Source organism: Tenacibaculum sp. UWU-22, assembly GCF_041021355.1.
GTDB lineage: Bacteria > Bacteroidota > Bacteroidia > Flavobacteriales > Flavobacteriaceae > Polaribacter.
In genome coordinates, this window is the sequence record NZ_JBFNGP010000002.1 from 71,086 (window position 1) to 88,211 (window position 17,126).

At 31.7% G+C, this 17,126-nt stretch carries 14 protein-coding genes; 4 read left to right on the forward strand and 10 right to left on the reverse strand.

The window, feature by feature from the left end; translation table 11 throughout:
• The first annotated feature begins 25 nt into the window (after window positions 1-25).
• The 3 genes from secDF (at window position 26) to obgE (ending at window position 5,286) form a co-directional block, all read left to right on the forward strand.
• Window positions 26-3,007: a protein translocase subunit SecDF gene (gene secDF / locus AB2B44_RS05660; RefSeq protein ID WP_369048600.1), complete on the forward strand. Its 2,982-nt coding sequence runs from the start codon at window positions 26-28 to the stop codon at window positions 3,005-3,007.
• A gap of 125 nt (window positions 3,008-3,132) precedes the next feature.
• Window positions 3,133-4,251: an adenylate kinase gene (locus AB2B44_RS05665; protein ID WP_369048601.1), complete on the forward strand. Its 1,119-nt coding sequence runs from the start codon at window positions 3,133-3,135 to the stop codon at window positions 4,249-4,251.
• A 45-nt stretch (window positions 4,252-4,296) separates the two neighbouring features.
• Window positions 4,297-5,286, forward strand: coding sequence for a GTPase ObgE (obgE, locus tag AB2B44_RS05670; protein ID WP_369048602.1), 990 nt, complete (start codon window positions 4,297-4,299; stop codon window positions 5,284-5,286).
• A 16-nt stretch (window positions 5,287-5,302) separates the two neighbouring features.
• Here obgE and AB2B44_RS05675 read toward each other — a convergent pair whose 3' ends face one another.
• From AB2B44_RS05675 to AB2B44_RS05690, 4 genes are all read right to left on the reverse strand, one after another.
• Window positions 5,303-5,788: a hypothetical protein gene (locus AB2B44_RS05675; protein ID WP_369048603.1), complete on the reverse strand. Its 486-nt coding sequence runs from the start codon at window positions 5,786-5,788 to the stop codon at window positions 5,303-5,305.
• Between the two features lie 194 nt (window positions 5,789-5,982).
• Complete coding sequence (locus AB2B44_RS05680) at window positions 5,983-6,807, reverse strand: glucosaminidase domain-containing protein (RefSeq protein WP_369048604.1); 825 nt, start codon at window positions 6,805-6,807, stop codon at window positions 5,983-5,985.
• Window positions 6,807-7,754, reverse strand: a complete 948-nt coding sequence (locus AB2B44_RS05685; RefSeq protein WP_369048605.1) for a 1-aminocyclopropane-1-carboxylate deaminase/D-cysteine desulfhydrase — start codon at window positions 7,752-7,754, stop codon at window positions 6,807-6,809. The genes AB2B44_RS05680 and AB2B44_RS05685 overlap by 1 nt, the downstream gene beginning before the upstream one ends.
• Before the next feature lies 1 nt (window position 7,755).
• Window positions 7,756-9,672 carry an ABC-F family ATP-binding cassette domain-containing protein gene (locus AB2B44_RS05690; RefSeq protein ID WP_369048606.1) on the reverse strand — a complete coding sequence of 639 codons (1,917 nt, stop codon included), beginning with the start codon at window positions 9,670-9,672 and terminating at the stop codon, window positions 7,756-7,758.
• A 43-nt stretch (window positions 9,673-9,715) separates the two neighbouring features.
• Between AB2B44_RS05690 and AB2B44_RS05695 the strand changes: the two genes are divergently transcribed.
• Window positions 9,716-10,117 (forward strand): DUF983 domain-containing protein, encoded by a 402-nt coding sequence (locus AB2B44_RS05695; RefSeq protein ID WP_369048607.1) that lies wholly within the window; start codon window positions 9,716-9,718, stop codon window positions 10,115-10,117.
• An 18-nt stretch (window positions 10,118-10,135) separates the two neighbouring features.
• Here the strand turns inward: AB2B44_RS05695 and AB2B44_RS05700 are convergent, their stop codons facing one another.
• From AB2B44_RS05700 to AB2B44_RS05725, 6 genes are all read right to left on the reverse strand, one after another.
• Window positions 10,136-11,176 carry an NAD(P)/FAD-dependent oxidoreductase gene (locus AB2B44_RS05700; RefSeq protein ID WP_369048608.1) on the reverse strand — a complete coding sequence of 347 codons (1,041 nt, stop codon included), beginning with the start codon at window positions 11,174-11,176 and terminating at the stop codon, window positions 10,136-10,138.
• A 194-nt stretch (window positions 11,177-11,370) separates the two neighbouring features.
• A complete protein-coding gene (gldN, locus tag AB2B44_RS05705; RefSeq protein WP_369048609.1) occupies window positions 11,371-12,231 on the reverse strand; it encodes a gliding motility protein GldN in 861 nt (286 codons plus the stop codon).
• 14 nt (window positions 12,232-12,245) lie between these two features.
• Entirely contained in the window at window positions 12,246-13,784 is a 1,539-nt protein-coding gene (gene gldM / locus AB2B44_RS05710; RefSeq protein WP_369048610.1) for a gliding motility protein GldM, read from the reverse strand.
• A 49-nt stretch (window positions 13,785-13,833) separates the two neighbouring features.
• A complete protein-coding gene (gene gldL / locus AB2B44_RS05715; RefSeq protein ID WP_369048611.1) occupies window positions 13,834-14,478 on the reverse strand; it encodes a gliding motility protein GldL in 645 nt (214 codons plus the stop codon).
• Window positions 14,479-14,519: 41 nt separating this feature from the next.
• Window positions 14,520-15,887, reverse strand: coding sequence for a gliding motility lipoprotein GldK (gldK, locus tag AB2B44_RS05720; RefSeq protein WP_369048612.1), 1,368 nt, complete (start codon window positions 15,885-15,887; stop codon window positions 14,520-14,522).
• Between the two features lie 78 nt (window positions 15,888-15,965).
• Window positions 15,966-17,123 carry a formimidoylglutamase gene (locus tag AB2B44_RS05725; RefSeq protein WP_369048613.1) on the reverse strand — a complete coding sequence of 386 codons (1,158 nt, stop codon included), beginning with the start codon at window positions 17,121-17,123 and terminating at the stop codon, window positions 15,966-15,968.
• Window positions 17,124-17,126 lie beyond the last annotated feature (3 nt).

Sequence of the window (17,126 nt, forward strand, 5' to 3'; positions counted from 1 at the left end):
ACAAAGTCGATTAAAATTATTAAAAATGCAGAATAAAGGACTTATTAAAATATTTGCTATTCTATTTGGATTAGTGAGTTTATACCAATTATCATTTACGTTTGTTGCTAACAAAGTTGAACGTAAAGCACTTAAGTATGCAGAGTCAAAAGTTACCAATAACGATGGTAGAGCTCTTGCAAAATCAGAACGAATTTACTTAGATAGTGTCGCTAACAAAGATATTGTTGCTGGATACACCTACAACGACATCAAGGATAAAGAAATGAACCTTGGTTTAGATTTAAAAGGGGGTATTAATGCTATTTTACAAGTATCGGTTAAAGACATACTTATTGCCTTATCTAATAATTCTAAAAATGCTGTTTTTAATCAAGCACTAGCTAAAGCAGACGAAGCACAAAAAAATAGTCAAGACAATTATTTAGATTTGTTTTATAAAGAATTTACTACGCTAAGTAATGGAACTATTAAATTAAGTGACCCTAGTATTTTTGGTAATAAAACTTTACGCGGTAAAATCGACTTTAAAAAAACAGATGCAGAAGTTAAACCTATTTTACAAGAAGAAATAAACACTTCTATTAATACTGCTTTTGAAGTATTACGTAGTCGTATTGATAAATTTGGAGTAGTACAACCTAATATTCAACGTATTGGAAACTCGGGTCGTATCCAAATAGAATTACCTGGTGCTAAAGATATCGACCGGGTAACTAAATTAATTACAAGTACTGCTAAACTACAATTTTGGGAAGTTTTTACCAATTCTGACCTTCAAAACTTTTTCTTTGCTGCCAACAACAAAGTAGCAGAAATTTTAAAACAAGAAAAAAAATCAGCTCCTCAACAAGCTAAAGATTCTACCAAAGCAAATAATATTGACGATTTATTAGGTGAATCGGCAGATTCTACCAAAGTAGACACTCAAAAAAATCTATTTTCATACCTATACCCTAACATTGCGCAAAGTCAGCGACAAGTTAGCTCTTTAATTGCTCAAGCTAAAGTTACTGACACCGCTAAGGTAAATAAGTTTTTAGCAATGAAAGAAGTGAGAGCTTTGTTGCCAGAAAACTTAAAATATGCAAAATTTTTATGGGATTATAAAGCTCAACTAAGTAGCGACAAATCTTCTGAAATCATTGGTTTATACGCTGTTAAATCTAACAGAAACGATCAAGCTCCAATTGATGGAGATGTGATTGCAGATGCAAGTCAAGAATACGACCAACTTAGCAAACCTGTTGTTTCGATGTTGATGAACAGCACAGGTGCAAAAAAATGGGCTAAAATGACGAGCGAAAATGTAGGTAAATTTGTTGCTGTTGTATTAGATAATTATGTATATACTGCACCCGTTGTAAATGGGGCTATTACAGGTGGTAGCACTCAAATTTCTGGTGGTAGTATGACCGTTAATGAAGCACAAGATATTGCTACCGTTTTAAAAGCGGGTAAACTGCCTGCGGCTGCAAGAATTATTCAAGCTGAAATTGTTGGTCCATCATTAGGTAAAGAATCGATTAACAGAAGTATTTGGTCTTTTGCATTGGCTATTTTATTAGTATTAGGATGGATGGTTTTATACTACGGTAAAGCTGGGGCATATGCTAACATTGCTTTAGTAGTCAATATTTTATTTATCTTCGGAATTTTAGCTTCCTTTAATGCCGTATTAACACTACCTGGTATTGCGGGTATTATTTTAACCATTGGTATGTCGGTCGATGCCAACGTAATTATATTTGAACGAATTCGAGAAAATTTAACCTCAGGTAAAGGGCTAAGGCAAGCCGTAGAAGAAGGCTTTAGTATCAAAGGAGCGTTATCAGCTATTATTGATGCTAATATTACAACCCTATTAACAGGTATTATTTTATATGTTTTTGGTACTGGACCTATTAAAGGTTTTGCCTTAACTTTAATGATTGGTATCGCAACGTCGTTATTTACAGCTGTTTTTATAACACGTTTATTTATTGACGGAGCTGTTGACAGAAAAAGTAAGTTAACTTTTAATACTAAAATATCTAAAAACTGGTTTAAAAATATTAATGTTGACTTTTTAAGAAAACGAAAAATAGCCTATTTTGCTTCTGGAACTATTATTGTTATTGGGTTAATTTCAATTTTCACTATCGGTTTAAAACAAGGGGTTGATTTTAAAGGAGGACGCTCATACATTGTTCGTTTTGACCAACCTATGAAAGCTAACGAAGTAGCTTCTACCTTAAAAACTGTTTTTGGTACTGCTCCTGAAGTAAAAACATACGGTCCTACCAACCAATTAAAAATTACAACTACTTTTAAAATTGATGAAAAAGGTAAAAATGTAGATGATGAAGTAGAAAACACACTATATAAAGGGTTAAAACCTTATTTAAAAGATACCTCTTACGAAAACTTTAAACCTGGTTTTGAAAAAGCTGGTAACGGTATTATGAGTTATATGAAAGTAGAACCTACCATTGCTGACGATATCAAAAAATCTGCATTATGGGCAGTATTAGGTTCGTTAATTGGCGTTTTCTTATATATTTTATTCCGTTTTAGAAAAGTATCATTTTCTATCGGAGCTGTTGCTGCACTTTTTCACGATGTATTAATTGTATTAGGTGTGTTTTCAATTTTCTATAAATTCATGCCTTTTGATATGGAAATTGGACAATCGTTTATTGCTGCCATATTAACCGTAGTAGGATATTCGATAAACGATACCGTAATTATATTTGACCGAATAAGGGAATATATTGGAAAAAGCAAAACAATGTCAGAAGGTGTCGTTGACAAAGCTTTAAGCTCAACCTTAAGTAGAACTATTAACACCTCGTTAACCACTTTATTGGTAATGCTAGCAATCTTCTTCTTTGGAGGCGATTCTATTAGAGGTTTTATGTTTGCCTTAATTGTTGGGGTTGTAGTAGGTACCTATTCATCTTTATTTATAGCAACACCTATTATGTATGATACTTCTAAAAAAGAAGAACCTAGAAATAAAAAATAATTTTTAGTAAATAAAATTAAAAACCGTTTTTAGATTCTGTACAACAGTATAAAAACGGTTTTTTTGTTTAAACCCAACAAGTATCTTTGCAGTTTTAATTACCTAAAAATAAAAACACATAACCAGTGAAAATTATTAAACTTCACGATTTATACTTTAAGCCTTTTATTTGTTCAACTAAACTTAAGGTTATCGTAAAAAATTTAGTACAACAAGTAACAGACGACTTACCCGAAAATGAAGTACCTGTTTTTATTGGTATTTTAAATGGTTGTTTTGTGTTTGCTTCCGATTTTATTCGCGAATTTGAAAGAGATTGCGAAATATCGTTTGTAAAATTAGCCTCTTATCAAGACACCACATCATCAAAAAAAGTAAAAAAATTAATAGGCATCAACCAAGATTTAACGGATAGAACCGTTATTATATTAGAAGATATTATTGATACGGGAAATACCCTACAAGAAATTTATAATATCTTTAAAAACGAAAATATTAAACAACTTAAAGTAGCTACACTATTTTTTAAACCTAGTGTGTTTAAAAAAGAACTTCATGTTGATTATGTTGGAAAAAACATTGAAGACAAGTTTATAGTAGGCTACGGTTTAGATTACAACGAATTGGGAAGAAATTTACCCAGCATTTACCAATTAACACCACCACCCAAAATGAAAAACATTGTATTATTTGGCCCTCCAGGAGCAGGAAAAGGAACTCAAGCAGACATTTTAAAAGATACTTATAATTTAAAACATATTTCTACTGGAGATGTGTTTAGATATAATATTAAAAACGAAACCGAATTAGGTTTATTAGCAAAAAAATATATTGATGCTGGCGATTTAGTACCCGACCAAGTAACCATTGATATGTTAAAAGACGAAGTAGATAAAAATAAAAATGTTAACGGGTTTATATTTGATGGATTTCCTAGAACGGAATCACAAGCTGAAGCTTTAGATGCTTTTTTAGCCGAAAAAGGCGAAAAAATAAGTGGTATGATTGCCTTAGAAGTACCCGAAGATTTACTAGTAGAACGATTACTTGAAAGAGGTAAAACAAGTGGGCGTTCAGACGATACAGACGAAAGTAAAATACGCAACCGCTTTAACGAATACAATACTAAAACAGCTGTTTTAAAAAATTATTACCAAGCTCAAGATATTTACTTCGGTATAAACGGTGTAGGTGCTATTGAAGAAATTACACAACGTTTATTAGATGTTATTGATACATTATAATATTTTATCTTTAACTACTTTTACAAAAAGAATATCTCATAAATAATGACTGAAGGAAATTTTGTCGATTATATAAAAATATATGCCTCTTCAGGTAAAGGTGGACGTGGGTCTACACACTTACACCGCGAAAAATACATTGCTAAAGGTGGACCAGATGGTGGCGATGGCGGACGTGGAGGGCATGTAATTATCAAAGGCGACAAAAACATGTGGACTCTTTTTCACCTAAAATACCAACGCCATTTTAAAGCAACCCATGGTGGTGATGGAGGTAGCAGTAGAAGTACAGGTGCAGATGGTGAAAATGTAATTATTCCTGTACCTCTAGGCACTATTATTAGAGATGCCGATAGTGATGCTATTTTATTCGAAATTACAGAAGATCAAGAAGAAATTATATTATTAGAAGGCGGTAAAGGCGGTCGAGGAAATTGGCATTTTAAAACGGCAACCAACCAAACTCCACGTTATGCACAACCAGGTATAGACGGGCAAGAAGGTTGGTTTAGAATTGAATTAAAAATACTAGCCGATGTAGGCTTAGTCGGTTTTCCTAATGCGGGAAAATCAACCTTATTATCGGTAATTACGGCGGCTAAACCCAAAATTGCCGATTATGCTTTTACCACTTTAAAACCTAATCTAGGCATTGTTAATTACCGTAATCAGCAAAGTTTTGTAATGGCTGACATACCTGGTATTATTGAAGGTGCTGCCGAAGGTAAAGGGCTGGGACATTATTTTTTACGCCATATTGAACGCAATTCGGTTTTGCTGTTTCTTATCCCTGCTGATAGTGACGATATTAAAAAAGAATACGCTATTTTACTAAACGAACTTCGAAAACACAACACCGAGTTACTAGATAAAAGCCGATTGCTAGCAATTTCTAAATCTGATATGCTAGACGATGAATTAAAAGCTGAAATTACAAACGATTTACCCAATGGTGTTGAAACTATTTTTATATCATCAGTAGCACAACAAGGTTTACAAGAACTAAAAGATAAACTTTGGCAAATACTAAATTAACATTAAAAAAGTTTTCTTATTTATTTTCTTCTGCTAACTGAATTTTTATTGGCAATGAATATTTGGTGGTTACAGGAATACCTCTTTTAATTGCAGGAAAAACTTCAGGTAATTCTGCAACCGAAACATATAATAAACTGTCTAATTTAGGCAATAAAGTTTTTATATTTTTAGAAGATATAATAGTATCTATTTTAATATTTCCTTTAGATGAAATTAGCAACGTTACCGAAATCGTTTCGTTAATAGAATCTTTAATTTTAAATTTATGTTTTGCTAAACTAGTGGCAATTTTTTGATGAATAGTTTCTCTAAAACATGCTGTTTTTTCTTCATCAATTTTATTTTTGCAAACTGTAAAAGACGGAGACACATCTACTTTCGTAAAGTTTATAGTGGTGTCGGTTAAATTTGCAGAAGACGATTCTTTTTTTAATGTAAAAAAGCGACACGAAGTACAGCAAAACAGCACCAAAACAAAAATTACAACTCGCACTAACATATAATTAATTAATTATGTGAAAATACAAAATTTCAATTAATCTAATTGTTCTCCTTGTCTAAAATAAAACTTTTTTATCTCTTTAATACGGTAAGCAAATTGAGTTGTTAAAATGGTATCCTTTTTATCGAATGATATCGGTATGAGCATAGTAATAAATCCAATTAACTTAATTGTAACAAGTGATTCTAATTTTATTGAAGCACCAATTTTTGACCAATAGCAAGGGTATTGCTTTCTAAGTCATTTAATTGCTTTAATTTTTCAACCGAAGTATTATACTTTTTAGCTATCGAATATAACGTATCTCCTTTTTCAACAATATAAAGCGTAGTATTAGCTGTTTTATCTTGAATTGTTTTTGAAGTTTCTTGTATTAGCGCCCCATCTGATTGTAAGTAATCATATTGATACAACTTATAGCTTTCTATTAAATTAATTAATTTTTGTGGATATTTTTTATCGGTAGCATACCCTGCTTTTCGTAAACCTTTTGCCCATCCTTTATAATCTGTTTTTTTTAGTTTAAACAAATCAGCATACCGTTTTCTAGAGGTTAAAAAAAGTGAGTGATCTTCGTACGACATGTCTGGGTGTTTGTATTTTCTAAAACACTCCCCCAACTCATCATCATCGTGCAATACGCTAGCCCCTTCCCATCCTTTATGACATTTAATACCAAAATGATTGTTAGAGCGAGTTGCTAAATCACTAAACCCACTACCCGATTCTAAAATTCCTTGAGCCAATGTAATGCTTGCCGGTATATTATATTTATACATTTCGGTTACTGCAATAGCCGCAAATTTATCAATATACTCTTGAGTACGCTGATTAACACTTAAAACAGGCGTGTCTAATTTTGTGTCTTTTGAAGGAGTTGTATTTTTTTGAGTTTCTTTAGGTGCTGTGATAACCACAGTTTTAGAAGTGGTAGATTTTATTACTTTTTTTTGGGTTCCACAACTTGTAAAAAAAAGAGTGGTTATTACCATTATAAAAACAAATTTTGTACTCATTAAATTATTATTAATTCTTTATTTTTTTGTTTTAACAATTGATTTACACCATTAATTCCCTGTAAACCTCCTGTATGAATTGCTAAAATTTTATTTCCTTCTTTAAAATGATTGTTTTTAATTAAATCGACAATTCCAAATAACATTTTACCAGTGTAAATAGGGTCTAATAATATATTGGTTTGTGTTTTAAAAGCATTTATAAATGAAATTAAACTACTGGTATGCTTTCCGTAACCGCCAAAATGATATTCATTTACTAAACTCCAATTAAGGTTGTTAAGTGTATATTTTTTTATTTCTTCTGATAAAAAATCACCTTTTAACGCTGGAAAACCGATAACTTTTTGATATTTTTTTGTCGAGTTTATTAATCCTGAAACAGTACCTCCTGTACCAACAGCCACACAAATATAATCGAATTTTTCATCGGCAGTTGTTAAAATTTCTTCACAACCTTTAACGGCAAGTGAGTTTGTACCCCCTTCTGGAACCAAATAAAAATCACCAAACTCTTTTTTTAGTTGCTCAATAAACAATTGAGATGTTTTATTACGATACGCCTCTCTTGTGACGAACTTAAGTTGCATACCATTTTTATAAGCCTCATTTAAAGTTGTGTTAGTTGTTAAGGTTTTGTGTAAATTATACCCTAACTCTTCTCCACGAACAACACCAATAGTTTTAAAACCTGCTATTTTTCCTGTAGCAGCAGTAGCCGCTATATGATTAGAAAAAGCACCGCCAAAGGTTAATAAGGTATCTTTTTGTTGTTCTCTAGCCGCTTTAATATTGTATTTAAGCTTTCTAAATTTATTACCCGACACAAATGGATGGATAGCATCTTCTCGTTTAATAAAAAGCTCTATCCCCATTTTTTCTAAAACAGGCAAAAATACTTGCTGATTTTTAGTAGTAATAGTTAAATCAAAAATAGAATTATTCACTTTAAAAACTGGTTACTTGTTCTTCTACCGTTTCCCATTCTTCTAACAAAGCATCTAAAGCGGCTTTTTTAGCTTTATAAGTTTCAAAAAAATTAGGGCGAGAAGATACTTCGTCATAATTTTGAGCCAAGGCTAAATCAATCTGCTCAATTTCTGCTTCTAAATCAGAAATTTGGGTTTCAATTTTACCTAATTTATTTTTTAGCTTTTTTAACTCTTTTTCTTGCTCTCTAGACAGTTGTTGAACTTCTTTTTTAGGGGATATATTTTTTTCATCAACCACCGTTCTTTTTTCAGCATCGCGCAAACTTTCTATTTTATGCTGCTCTAAAAAATAATCGATACCCCCTAGATATTCTTTAATTTCTTGATCTTTAAATCCATATACTTTAGTAACTAATCCTTGTAAAAAATCACGGTCGTGCGACACAATAATTAACGTGCCATTAAAGTTTTGAAGTGCCTGTTTTAATACTTTTTTAGACGCAATATCTAAATGGTTTGTAGGCTCATCCATTATTAATACATTAAATGGAGACAATAGTAATTTACAAAGCGCCAACCTATTTCGCTCACCTCCTGATAGTACTTTGGCTTTTTTATCTACTGCTTCACCACCAAACAAAAATGCCCCTAACATGTCACGTACGCGTACGCGATTAGTGTCATTTGCCGCATCTTCCATAATTTCTAAGACGGTTTTTTCAGGAGGTAATTCTTCGGATTGATTTTGAGCAAAGTATCCTACTTCTACATTATGCCCGAGTTTTAAGTTTCCTTCAAACGGAATTTCACCAACCATAATTTTAGCTAAGGTTGATTTTCCTTGCCCATTTTGTCCTACAAAAGCTATTTTTGCATTACGCTCAATTAATAAATTAACATCTTTTAAAACTTGATTATCATCGTAATTTTTAGCTAAGTTTTCAGCTTCTACAATAATTTTACCTGGCTCTTTAGAAATCGAAAAGCGAATATTCATCGTTGCATTATCATCTTTATCTACCTCAATACGTTCTACCTTATCGAGTTTTTTCATTAACGATTGCGCCATTGATGCTTTATTAGCCTTTGCCCTAAATTTATCGATTAACTGTTGGGTATGTTTTATTTCTTTTTCTTGATTTTTTTGTGCCTGTATTTGCTTTTCTTTAATTTCTGAACGGAGTTCTAAAAATTGAGAATATGGTTTTTTATAATCGTAAATTTGCCCTAAAGAAATTTCAATAGTTCTATTGGTTATATTATCTAAAAACATTTTATCGTGCGACACTAACATAATTGCACCTGAATATGATTTTAAAAAATTTTCTAACCATATAATTGATTCTATATCTAAATGATTCGTAGGCTCATCGAGTAATAAAATATCGTTGTTTTGTAACAAAAGCTTTGCTAGTTCTATTCGCATACGCCACCCGCCAGAAAATGTATCGGTGAGTTTATTAAAATCGTCTCGTTGAAAACCTAAGCCTTGTAAAATTTTTTCAGTTTCGCCTTGATAATTATACCCGCCTAGTAATTCGTATCGTTCAGTAGCCTCATTCAAATTAATAATTAACTGGTTATACGCTTCACTTTCGTAATCAGTTCTTTCAGCTAATTGTTTATTAATTTTATTAAGTTCTAATTCTATCTTATTAATTTCTGTAAATGCTTGATAAGCTTCTTCTAAAACAGTTCTTCCTATTTCAAAATCGATATCTTGACGTAAAAAACCAATACGCACATCTTTTTCAAAAGCCATATTACCATCACTACTTTCAATATCTTTAGATAATACTTTTAAAAGTGTTGATTTACCAGCTCCATTTTTTCCAATTAGCCCCACTCGGTCACCTTTATTTAATTTAAAAGTAATACCTGAAAACAAATCAGTACCCATAAATGAAACCGATAAATTATGTACATTTACCATATACTTATTTCTATTTTATATTTTTTACAAAACTACTTAAAATATGATTAAAAAAGGAACCAAGTCATATAGTGTTATCAAAGGAAAATGTCCACGTTGTAATGAAGGTGATTTTTTTAAATATGGCATTACTTATAATCCAAAAAAAGTAATTGAACTACACAATTGTTGTAGCTCTTGCAAACAAAAATATATGATAGAACCTTCGTTTTATTTTGGTGCAATGTATGTAAATTACGCTATTGCTGTTGCGCTTGTTATAATTATATTTGTTATTGCTAAACTTATTATAAACCTTACTTTTTTACAAACTGCCATAACTATTGTGGTGGTTTCATTACTATTATCGCCTTTATCGCTACGGTTTTCAAGAATAATTTGGATTAATTTTTTTGTGTATTACGACCCTAAACTTGCAAAAGAAGCTGAAAAAAAAGAAAAATAACAATTTTCTATTTTAAAATTACCCAAACCTTTTAATATCAATATCTAAATCTAATTTTTCATTTTTTTCTAAATGATTATATAGGTTTTTAGCTACCGTAGGCGCAATCATAACACCTCGTGTACCCAAACCATTTAAAACAGCTAATTGTGGGTGTTTTAGATGAACACCTACCAAAGGACGTCTATCTTTAACCGTAGGGCGAATACCTGCTGTTTGTTCGATAATTTTATAGGGTACTGTAAGTACTTTTTTTAGTTTCTCTATCAATTCATTTTTTCCGTCTTCGGTAGGCGCTACCGTTTTGTCTTTCCAGTTAAAAGTAGCCCCTACCTTATAAATATCTTTTTCTATAGGAAGTACAAATACGGCTGATTTTAATAAAAAATTGATTTGTAAATCAGGGGCATAAATAGTTAACAATTCGCCTTTTGCTTCTTTTAGAGGTAATGTATTAAAAAACGGATTGTCTTTTACTCCATAGCCTTCACAAAAAACAATTTTTTTAGTAATGATATCTTGATATACTACTTGCTGTTCTTTAAACATTATTTTATGATGTTTAAATTTTTCAAACCTAATTTTATCTTTACCTGCTAAAAAAGCCCTGTAGGTAGATATTATTTTTTTTGTATCTATTCTTCCTGTTCCTGTAAGTTCTCCAAAACCAATATCACTTATTACGCCGGCAATTTTATCACGTGAAATTTTAGGCAACATATAGTTGGATAAGGTAGGCTTATCTAATGCGGAAAACCAATTGTTTTCATCTTCAACAGATTTTAAAACTTTTTTTGTATTGAATTTTGTATCTAATTCTTGATTAAAATTATCAGCTATTTTTTGGTAAAAAGGCAAGGCATACGCTAATTGTTGATGCCCGTTCCAAACAGGTGTAAAACGCTTTAAAACAACTGGATTATAAACTCCACCTGCTACTAATGAGGCATTTTGCGAGTGGTTTTCAAAAACAATAAAGGTTTTATTATTTTCTATTAAATTCTCGGCAAACGCTAATCCTGCCAGCCCTAAACCTACAATAATATAATCAACATTCATTTATTAAAAAATATATGTTTTATGAGTATGTATATGTAAAAAAAACAGCATTATACTATGCTAAATTATTTTACCTATAAGCTATTCGGTATAGTTTATACTAAAAATAAAAACCTGAAACAAAGTTCAGGTTTTCAAAAATATTTTTATATAAATATCTGCTTTATTTTTTAAATAAAGCGATTCGGGAAGTTTTAATAACTCCACATATCCATTTCACGATCTCTAATATCGTTTTTAATTTTTTCAGACTCTAACAATTGAAATAATGCATTTCCACGTATATAGTCGGCAATACTTCTATTTCCATATATGTTTTCTTCTTTTACAATTTCCGAATTAAATCTACGAGCATTTAACAAATTATCGTACGATATTGGCTGTGAAGAATTTTTTGGATTAAACACTTTCGATTTATGTAATACCTCGCGCGCATCTGGAAAAAACACCCAAAAAAGTTCATACACATTATCAGAATCATCAATTTCTTTAACCCCAATAGATTGCACATCGGGTCCCATTGGAGCAATAGCTAATAAACGGTATTTTAACTCGCCTTGACGTTTATCAAAGTACCAAACTCCTTTTAACATATAGCCTTGAACTAATTCTGAATTAATACGATACTCATCAACAAACTCTCCATTTTGTCGTTTATTAACCAACAACTGATCTAAACTTTCAGGAGTTACTTTTGTAGTAAAATTAGAATCAGTATAAACTTCTTTTATCTTTCCTGATTTAATACCTGTAATTAAGGTATCAAACAAAGAGCGACGGTTTAATGGCGCATTGGTAGAATCGATAGGATAATAATACGGTAAATTAATTTTTTGATTTAAATCAATATATTCCCATACCACTTTAGACCATAAAATATCTTTATCGGCAATATACCCATATGGTAAAGGATCGTCTTTATCAACGGCTTTTTGCTCTTCGGTTTGTTTACCAATGTCTTCTACTTTTTTAGCATTTAGCAGATTTGATTGAGCACGTACTGTACCTACTGTTACCAATACAAGTAAAACGATATAAAACTGCTTCCAATTCATACTTTTATTATCTATTAATTTGTAATCTCTATATTAACTGGTAAAACTCTTTTTAATTGATACGAAGAGTTACTTACTTTTGCCTTAATGTCATATATGGTAATAATATCACCTCTGCTAGCTTTACCTATAACACCTATTGCTCTCGAATCTAACTGTGACCCATTAACAATAGCCGTTAACTGACCTGGTACTTTAACTTTAAAACTTAACACTTGTAGTTTTAAATCAAATAAAAAGTCAGGTAAACCTGCTGCTATACTTATTCTAGCGGCACTACTTTTAGGCATTTGAATAGTACCAAATTGCCCTCGAACCATACCCATTGCTGGGGGTATATCTTTTATTCTAAAAACTTTATTTGAGCTAACGGGTTTGCCATCTGGTAAAGTACCTGAAACTCGTATGGTAACATCACTTCCTCCTGCTCCTTGTGGGTTCATAGAATAACTACTGCCTGTATTTCTTGTTAAACCAGGGGCACTAGCTGTTACTTTATTTGATGGAATACCAGGTATTGATATTGTCATTGGGTTTGTTAGCCCTTTATATACCACATTCATTTTATCTGCAGAAATCACTGCTTCATTAGGTCTTGGTATTACCGCATAAGACCCTTTTATAGGTATTTCTACTAATGAATCATTTTCTTTAAAAAAGAACGATCCTTTTATTGTTTTATCTCCTACAGAACCTGCAGGCCCATCTAACAATACCTGCCCTGCCTTTATTTTAGATTTAGAAACTTCTCTGCCATTTAAAATTACTTTTTCTGCTGTTAAATTAGGGTCATTTTTACCCAAAACTATTTTACCCGATAAATTTTCACCAGCGTAATACGCATTTTTATCAAAAACAACCATTGCTTCATAATTAGTCATTGAAACAGCCGCTGATAACTCTTTTTCTAACAACGAAGAAAGCGCATCAGATTCAGTAGTTCTAATGTCTGACTGCATCTGTGTTAATTTTGTTACCGAAGCTATTAAAGGGAAACCTTCAAAATGATATTTTAATCTGTTTAAGGTTATACCCTCACTATTGGTTATATCTGATGTTTGAAATCGAGAAGCTACAATATCTGCTAACTCTCTTTTACCCAATATTTTAATTACTCCATCACGATAAGCACTTACCTTATCTATAAATTCTTGACCATGAGTTGACACTTTTCCTCCTTCAAAAAAATATTGGTCTAAAAAACTAGACTTATCCATTGTTTCATAGCCTGTCTTATCTTCAACATCTTGAGTCATTTTTGTTTTTAAATCTTCAATATAGTTGTATAAATCATCAGACATTGCTCTAATACTATCGGTTTTTTCTTTAGCCTTACCGTATTGTTTTTCTTGTTCTGATGCTTTTAAAGCTAAAGCATCATAAGCTGCTACGTTCTTTTTTTCAGCTCTAGTATTAGAGTCTACAAGTTTTTCGTTCATTAAACCAAAAGCTGATAGCACTTCTTTACTCATATTCATTGCTAGCATTGCAATAAATACAAGATACATCAAGTTAATCATCTTTTGCCTTGGTGATAATTTTCCGCCTGCCATATTAATTAGTTAAATGTTTTATAGTTAGTTGATACTAATTAATTATTACTTATTTATTCGACATTGCAGATAACATACCTCCATAAACACCATTTAGTGAAGATAAATTTGCTGCCAATGATTCCATTTGTTCTTGTAATCGTCTAGAATTTTCCACCAACTCTTCATTTAAAGCTGTTTGTTTTTCTGAATTTTCTACCTGTGATTGATATAAACTATTTAACGACTCCATTTTTACAGCCGCTAAAGACATTTGTTCGTTATATTTGTTTGTTGAACTTACCACTTCTGAAGCAGAAGTTAACCCCTGTGCGGCATTTTCAAAATTTTTAATTCCATCACCTAAACGCGACATTAAATTAGCATCTAGCTTTGCTTCTTTTAACATATCATCTAGCTTTTGTGATAATAAGCTTTGTGCTTCGCCTGAGGTTGGTTCTTTTTTACCTGAAGATTTACCATCTGCTAATTCAGGGTAAACCTTGGTCCAATCTAACTCTGATTCAACGGGTTCGAAAGCCGAAATAGCAAATATTACTGCCTCTGTTATTAAACCAATTGCTAATACTTTTGACCCTGTAAGCCATCCAAAGCTATAATGATTAAGTTTAAACAAAGCTCCGATAATAACGACTGAAGCACCTAGGCTATACGCCATGTTAAATATTTTTTTAATAGATTTTGATTGTGCCATAATTTATTTTTTAGAGAAATTTAATGATTTTTGGTTGTTGTTTAATTTTTTTTGGTACCTAAATAATCTTGTACCGTTCTAAAGCCTATATAACTTCTGGCTGTATCGGCATATTCCCAATCACGAGAACTTACCTCTAAAAAGTAGGAAACATCTTTCCACGACCCGCCTCTAATAATTTTTCTTTGATTTTTTTCATCTTCTACATTTGGGTTCATCGTTGATCCCATAGAATACGACATTTGGTTGTATGCAGTAGCCGTCCATTCTGATACGTTACCAGCCATATTATACAATCCATAATCATTTGGATTATATGATTTTGCTTCTACAGTATATAAAGCTCCGTCTGCTGCATAATCACCTCTAACAGGTTTAAAATTAGCAAGAAAACAACCTCTGTCGCTAGTTGTACTTGGTCCACCCCAAGGATATTTTGCATAATTTAGACCTCCTCGAGCAGCGTATTCCCACTCGGGCTCTGTAGGTAAACGAAAATAAGGTACTAAACCTAAGTTTTTTCTAGTACGTTGATAATCGTTTTTCTTTTTTGTTTTCCAGTTACAAAAGGCTTTTGCTTGATACCAGTTAACCCCAACTACTGGATAATTTTCGTAAGCTTGATGCGAAAAATATTCTTGGTGCATTGGATCATTATACGAATAGTTAAAATCTTTTATCCATACAGTAGTATCTGGATATACATTAACCACTTCGTGTCTTAAGAAATTTTTTCTATTTTCTCCTTTACGAGCCGCAGCCTCATTATCAAACCATGAATATCTATACTTTAAAAATTTAGTATTAAAGGTTCTAATTCCGTTTAAGGCTTCATTTTTTTTGATATAAAGCGAATCCATAACTTCTACGTAATCAGCATCTGGATATTGACTTTTATCCCAAATAAGTTCTACTTTCCTGTTCAAGGGTTTTAAAGAATCAAGCCCATCACCAATTTCATAGTAATTTTCTAACATATATTTATCGTATGCCGACATATTGGTAGTATCTGCAGTTGCAAATGCATATTTTTGAATTCCTGTAGTTTTAGCATTTGGTCCAGCATCTGCTCCCATAGATGCAAATTCTGCTTGATAGGCTAATTTAGTTCTAGTAATAGAGTCTCTTACCCAGTATACAAATTCTTTATATTTACTGTTTGTTGTTTCTAACTCATCCATATAAAATGGCTGAACAGTCACCGTTCTTGCTGGAGCATTTAACGTTCCTAATGGGTCTTCGTCTTGTTTACCCATAGTAAATGAGCCTCCTGGAATAAACGCCATTTGATAGGGTCTTTCTGGAAACCATTTCCTTTTTGATTTAACTCCTAACACCTCTCCTCTATCGTTAGAACCACAACTGTAAATAATAGCTATTAATACTGCAAATACTGCTAATTTCTTCATATTAATTTTATGTCTTTTCAAAAAAGTATGTAAACGTATTATTTTTTTAATTAAAAACCAACGTTTTTAATTAGTCTTTTATATTTTTTTCATCGCTTTGTACCATCTATCAGGAATTTTTTGAGCAATCGCGTCTTGATAATCTTGATACGTACATGGTATTAACGCATGTCTTTTGTATTTATTATTTGTAATTAAATTAATTTCCATCCACCAGCGTCCACTTTTATCACTTTTATAGAAATTAATTGGATCGTCATTATCTAATAAAACGGTAAATTTTTGATATTTATTTTTTGTTGAAAACGGATAATCTTTAGCTCTAAAGTTAACACCTTCAATAAAATACCAAATAATTTGAGCTATTAAATGAGCTGTTTGATGGTTTACATCAAGTCTGCTATTATATTCATAGACACCAAAAGAAGTAACTTTGTCACTTATACCTGCATAACGAGCTATAGCACAAATTTGTTCACCATAAAATCCGTTAGGTGACGCATTATTATTTGCTGGAGCTTCACTTTGACGAATCGACCCTATATCAAAACTCACAATATCTGCATCGCGCATTACGGGCTCTGTTATTTCTGTGTTTTTAGCCTCACCTAAACGATAGGCATCAAAAAACATTTTATCTAACAAATCTATTTCTTCTTGAGCATTAAAATAGGTTTGATAACCAATATTAGCGTAATTAAATAAATTATTGGGTTTACACATAATAATTTTACTCAAAAAAGAGTGCGAGTTTAACTCATCATCTACCGAGCCTATATCAAAACGGCTATCAACCGAAACTAAGTTTACCGTTTGCTCTAATACATCATAAGCGCGGTAATTTGCATATGTAATATCTTGACTACCTCCTATTATAACAGGTATAATATTACTTTTAAGTAAGTACGAAATAATTTCTTGCACCGCAAAATAGGTGTCTTTAACGGTATTTCCTTTTTCTACATTGCCTAAGTCTGCAATTTTTGTATGCCAGTTTCCTTGAAAAAGTTGGTATAAATGCTTTCTTATAAAGTGTAGATTTTCTCCACACCCCGTATTATCTAATCCGTTTCGCCCTTCTTTAACTCCTAAAATAGCTATCTTAACCCCTTGTAAATCTGGAAATCCATTTTTTTTAGAGTAAATGGCTATTTTTTTTCCCAAACATTGAGGCAATTGCAACACAGTATGTGCTAAAACAGTTTCTTTTACAGGACTTAAAAAATCTGCAATCATTTA

What these genes read in the sequence shown, in the direction of transcription:
- secDF (WP_369048600.1), top strand. Translation starts at nt 26, where the DNA reads ATGCAGAATAAAGGACTTATTAAAATATTTGCTATTCTATTTGGATTA.
- obgE (WP_369048602.1), top strand. Translation starts at nt 4,297, where the DNA reads ATGACTGAAGGAAATTTTGTCGATTATATAAAAATATATGCCTCTTCA.
- AB2B44_RS05675 (WP_369048603.1), bottom strand. Translation starts at nt 5,788, where the DNA reads ATGTTAGTGCGAGTTGTAATTTTTGTTTTGGTGCTGTTTTGCTGTACT.
- AB2B44_RS05680 (WP_369048604.1), bottom strand. Translation starts at nt 6,807, where the DNA reads ATGAGTACAAAATTTGTTTTTATAATGGTAATAACCACTCTTTTTTTT.
- AB2B44_RS05690 (WP_369048606.1), bottom strand. Translation starts at nt 9,672, where the DNA reads ATGGTAAATGTACATAATTTATCGGTTTCATTTATGGGTACTGATTTG.
- AB2B44_RS05695 (WP_369048607.1), top strand. Translation starts at nt 9,716, where the DNA reads ATGATTAAAAAAGGAACCAAGTCATATAGTGTTATCAAAGGAAAATGT.
- AB2B44_RS05700 (WP_369048608.1), bottom strand. Translation starts at nt 11,176, where the DNA reads ATGAATGTTGATTATATTATTGTAGGTTTAGGGCTGGCAGGATTAGCG.
- gldN (WP_369048609.1), bottom strand. Translation starts at nt 12,231, where the DNA reads ATGAATTGGAAGCAGTTTTATATCGTTTTACTTGTATTGGTAACAGTA.
- gldM (WP_369048610.1), bottom strand. Translation starts at nt 13,784, where the DNA reads ATGGCAGGCGGAAAATTATCACCAAGGCAAAAGATGATTAACTTGATG.
- gldL (WP_369048611.1), bottom strand. Translation starts at nt 14,478, where the DNA reads ATGGCACAATCAAAATCTATTAAAAAAATATTTAACATGGCGTATAGC.
- gldK (WP_369048612.1), bottom strand. Translation starts at nt 15,887, where the DNA reads ATGAAGAAATTAGCAGTATTTGCAGTATTAATAGCTATTATTTACAGT.
- AB2B44_RS05725 (WP_369048613.1), bottom strand. Translation starts at nt 17,123, where the DNA reads ATGATTGCAGATTTTTTAAGTCCTGTAAAAGAAACTGTTTTAGCACAT.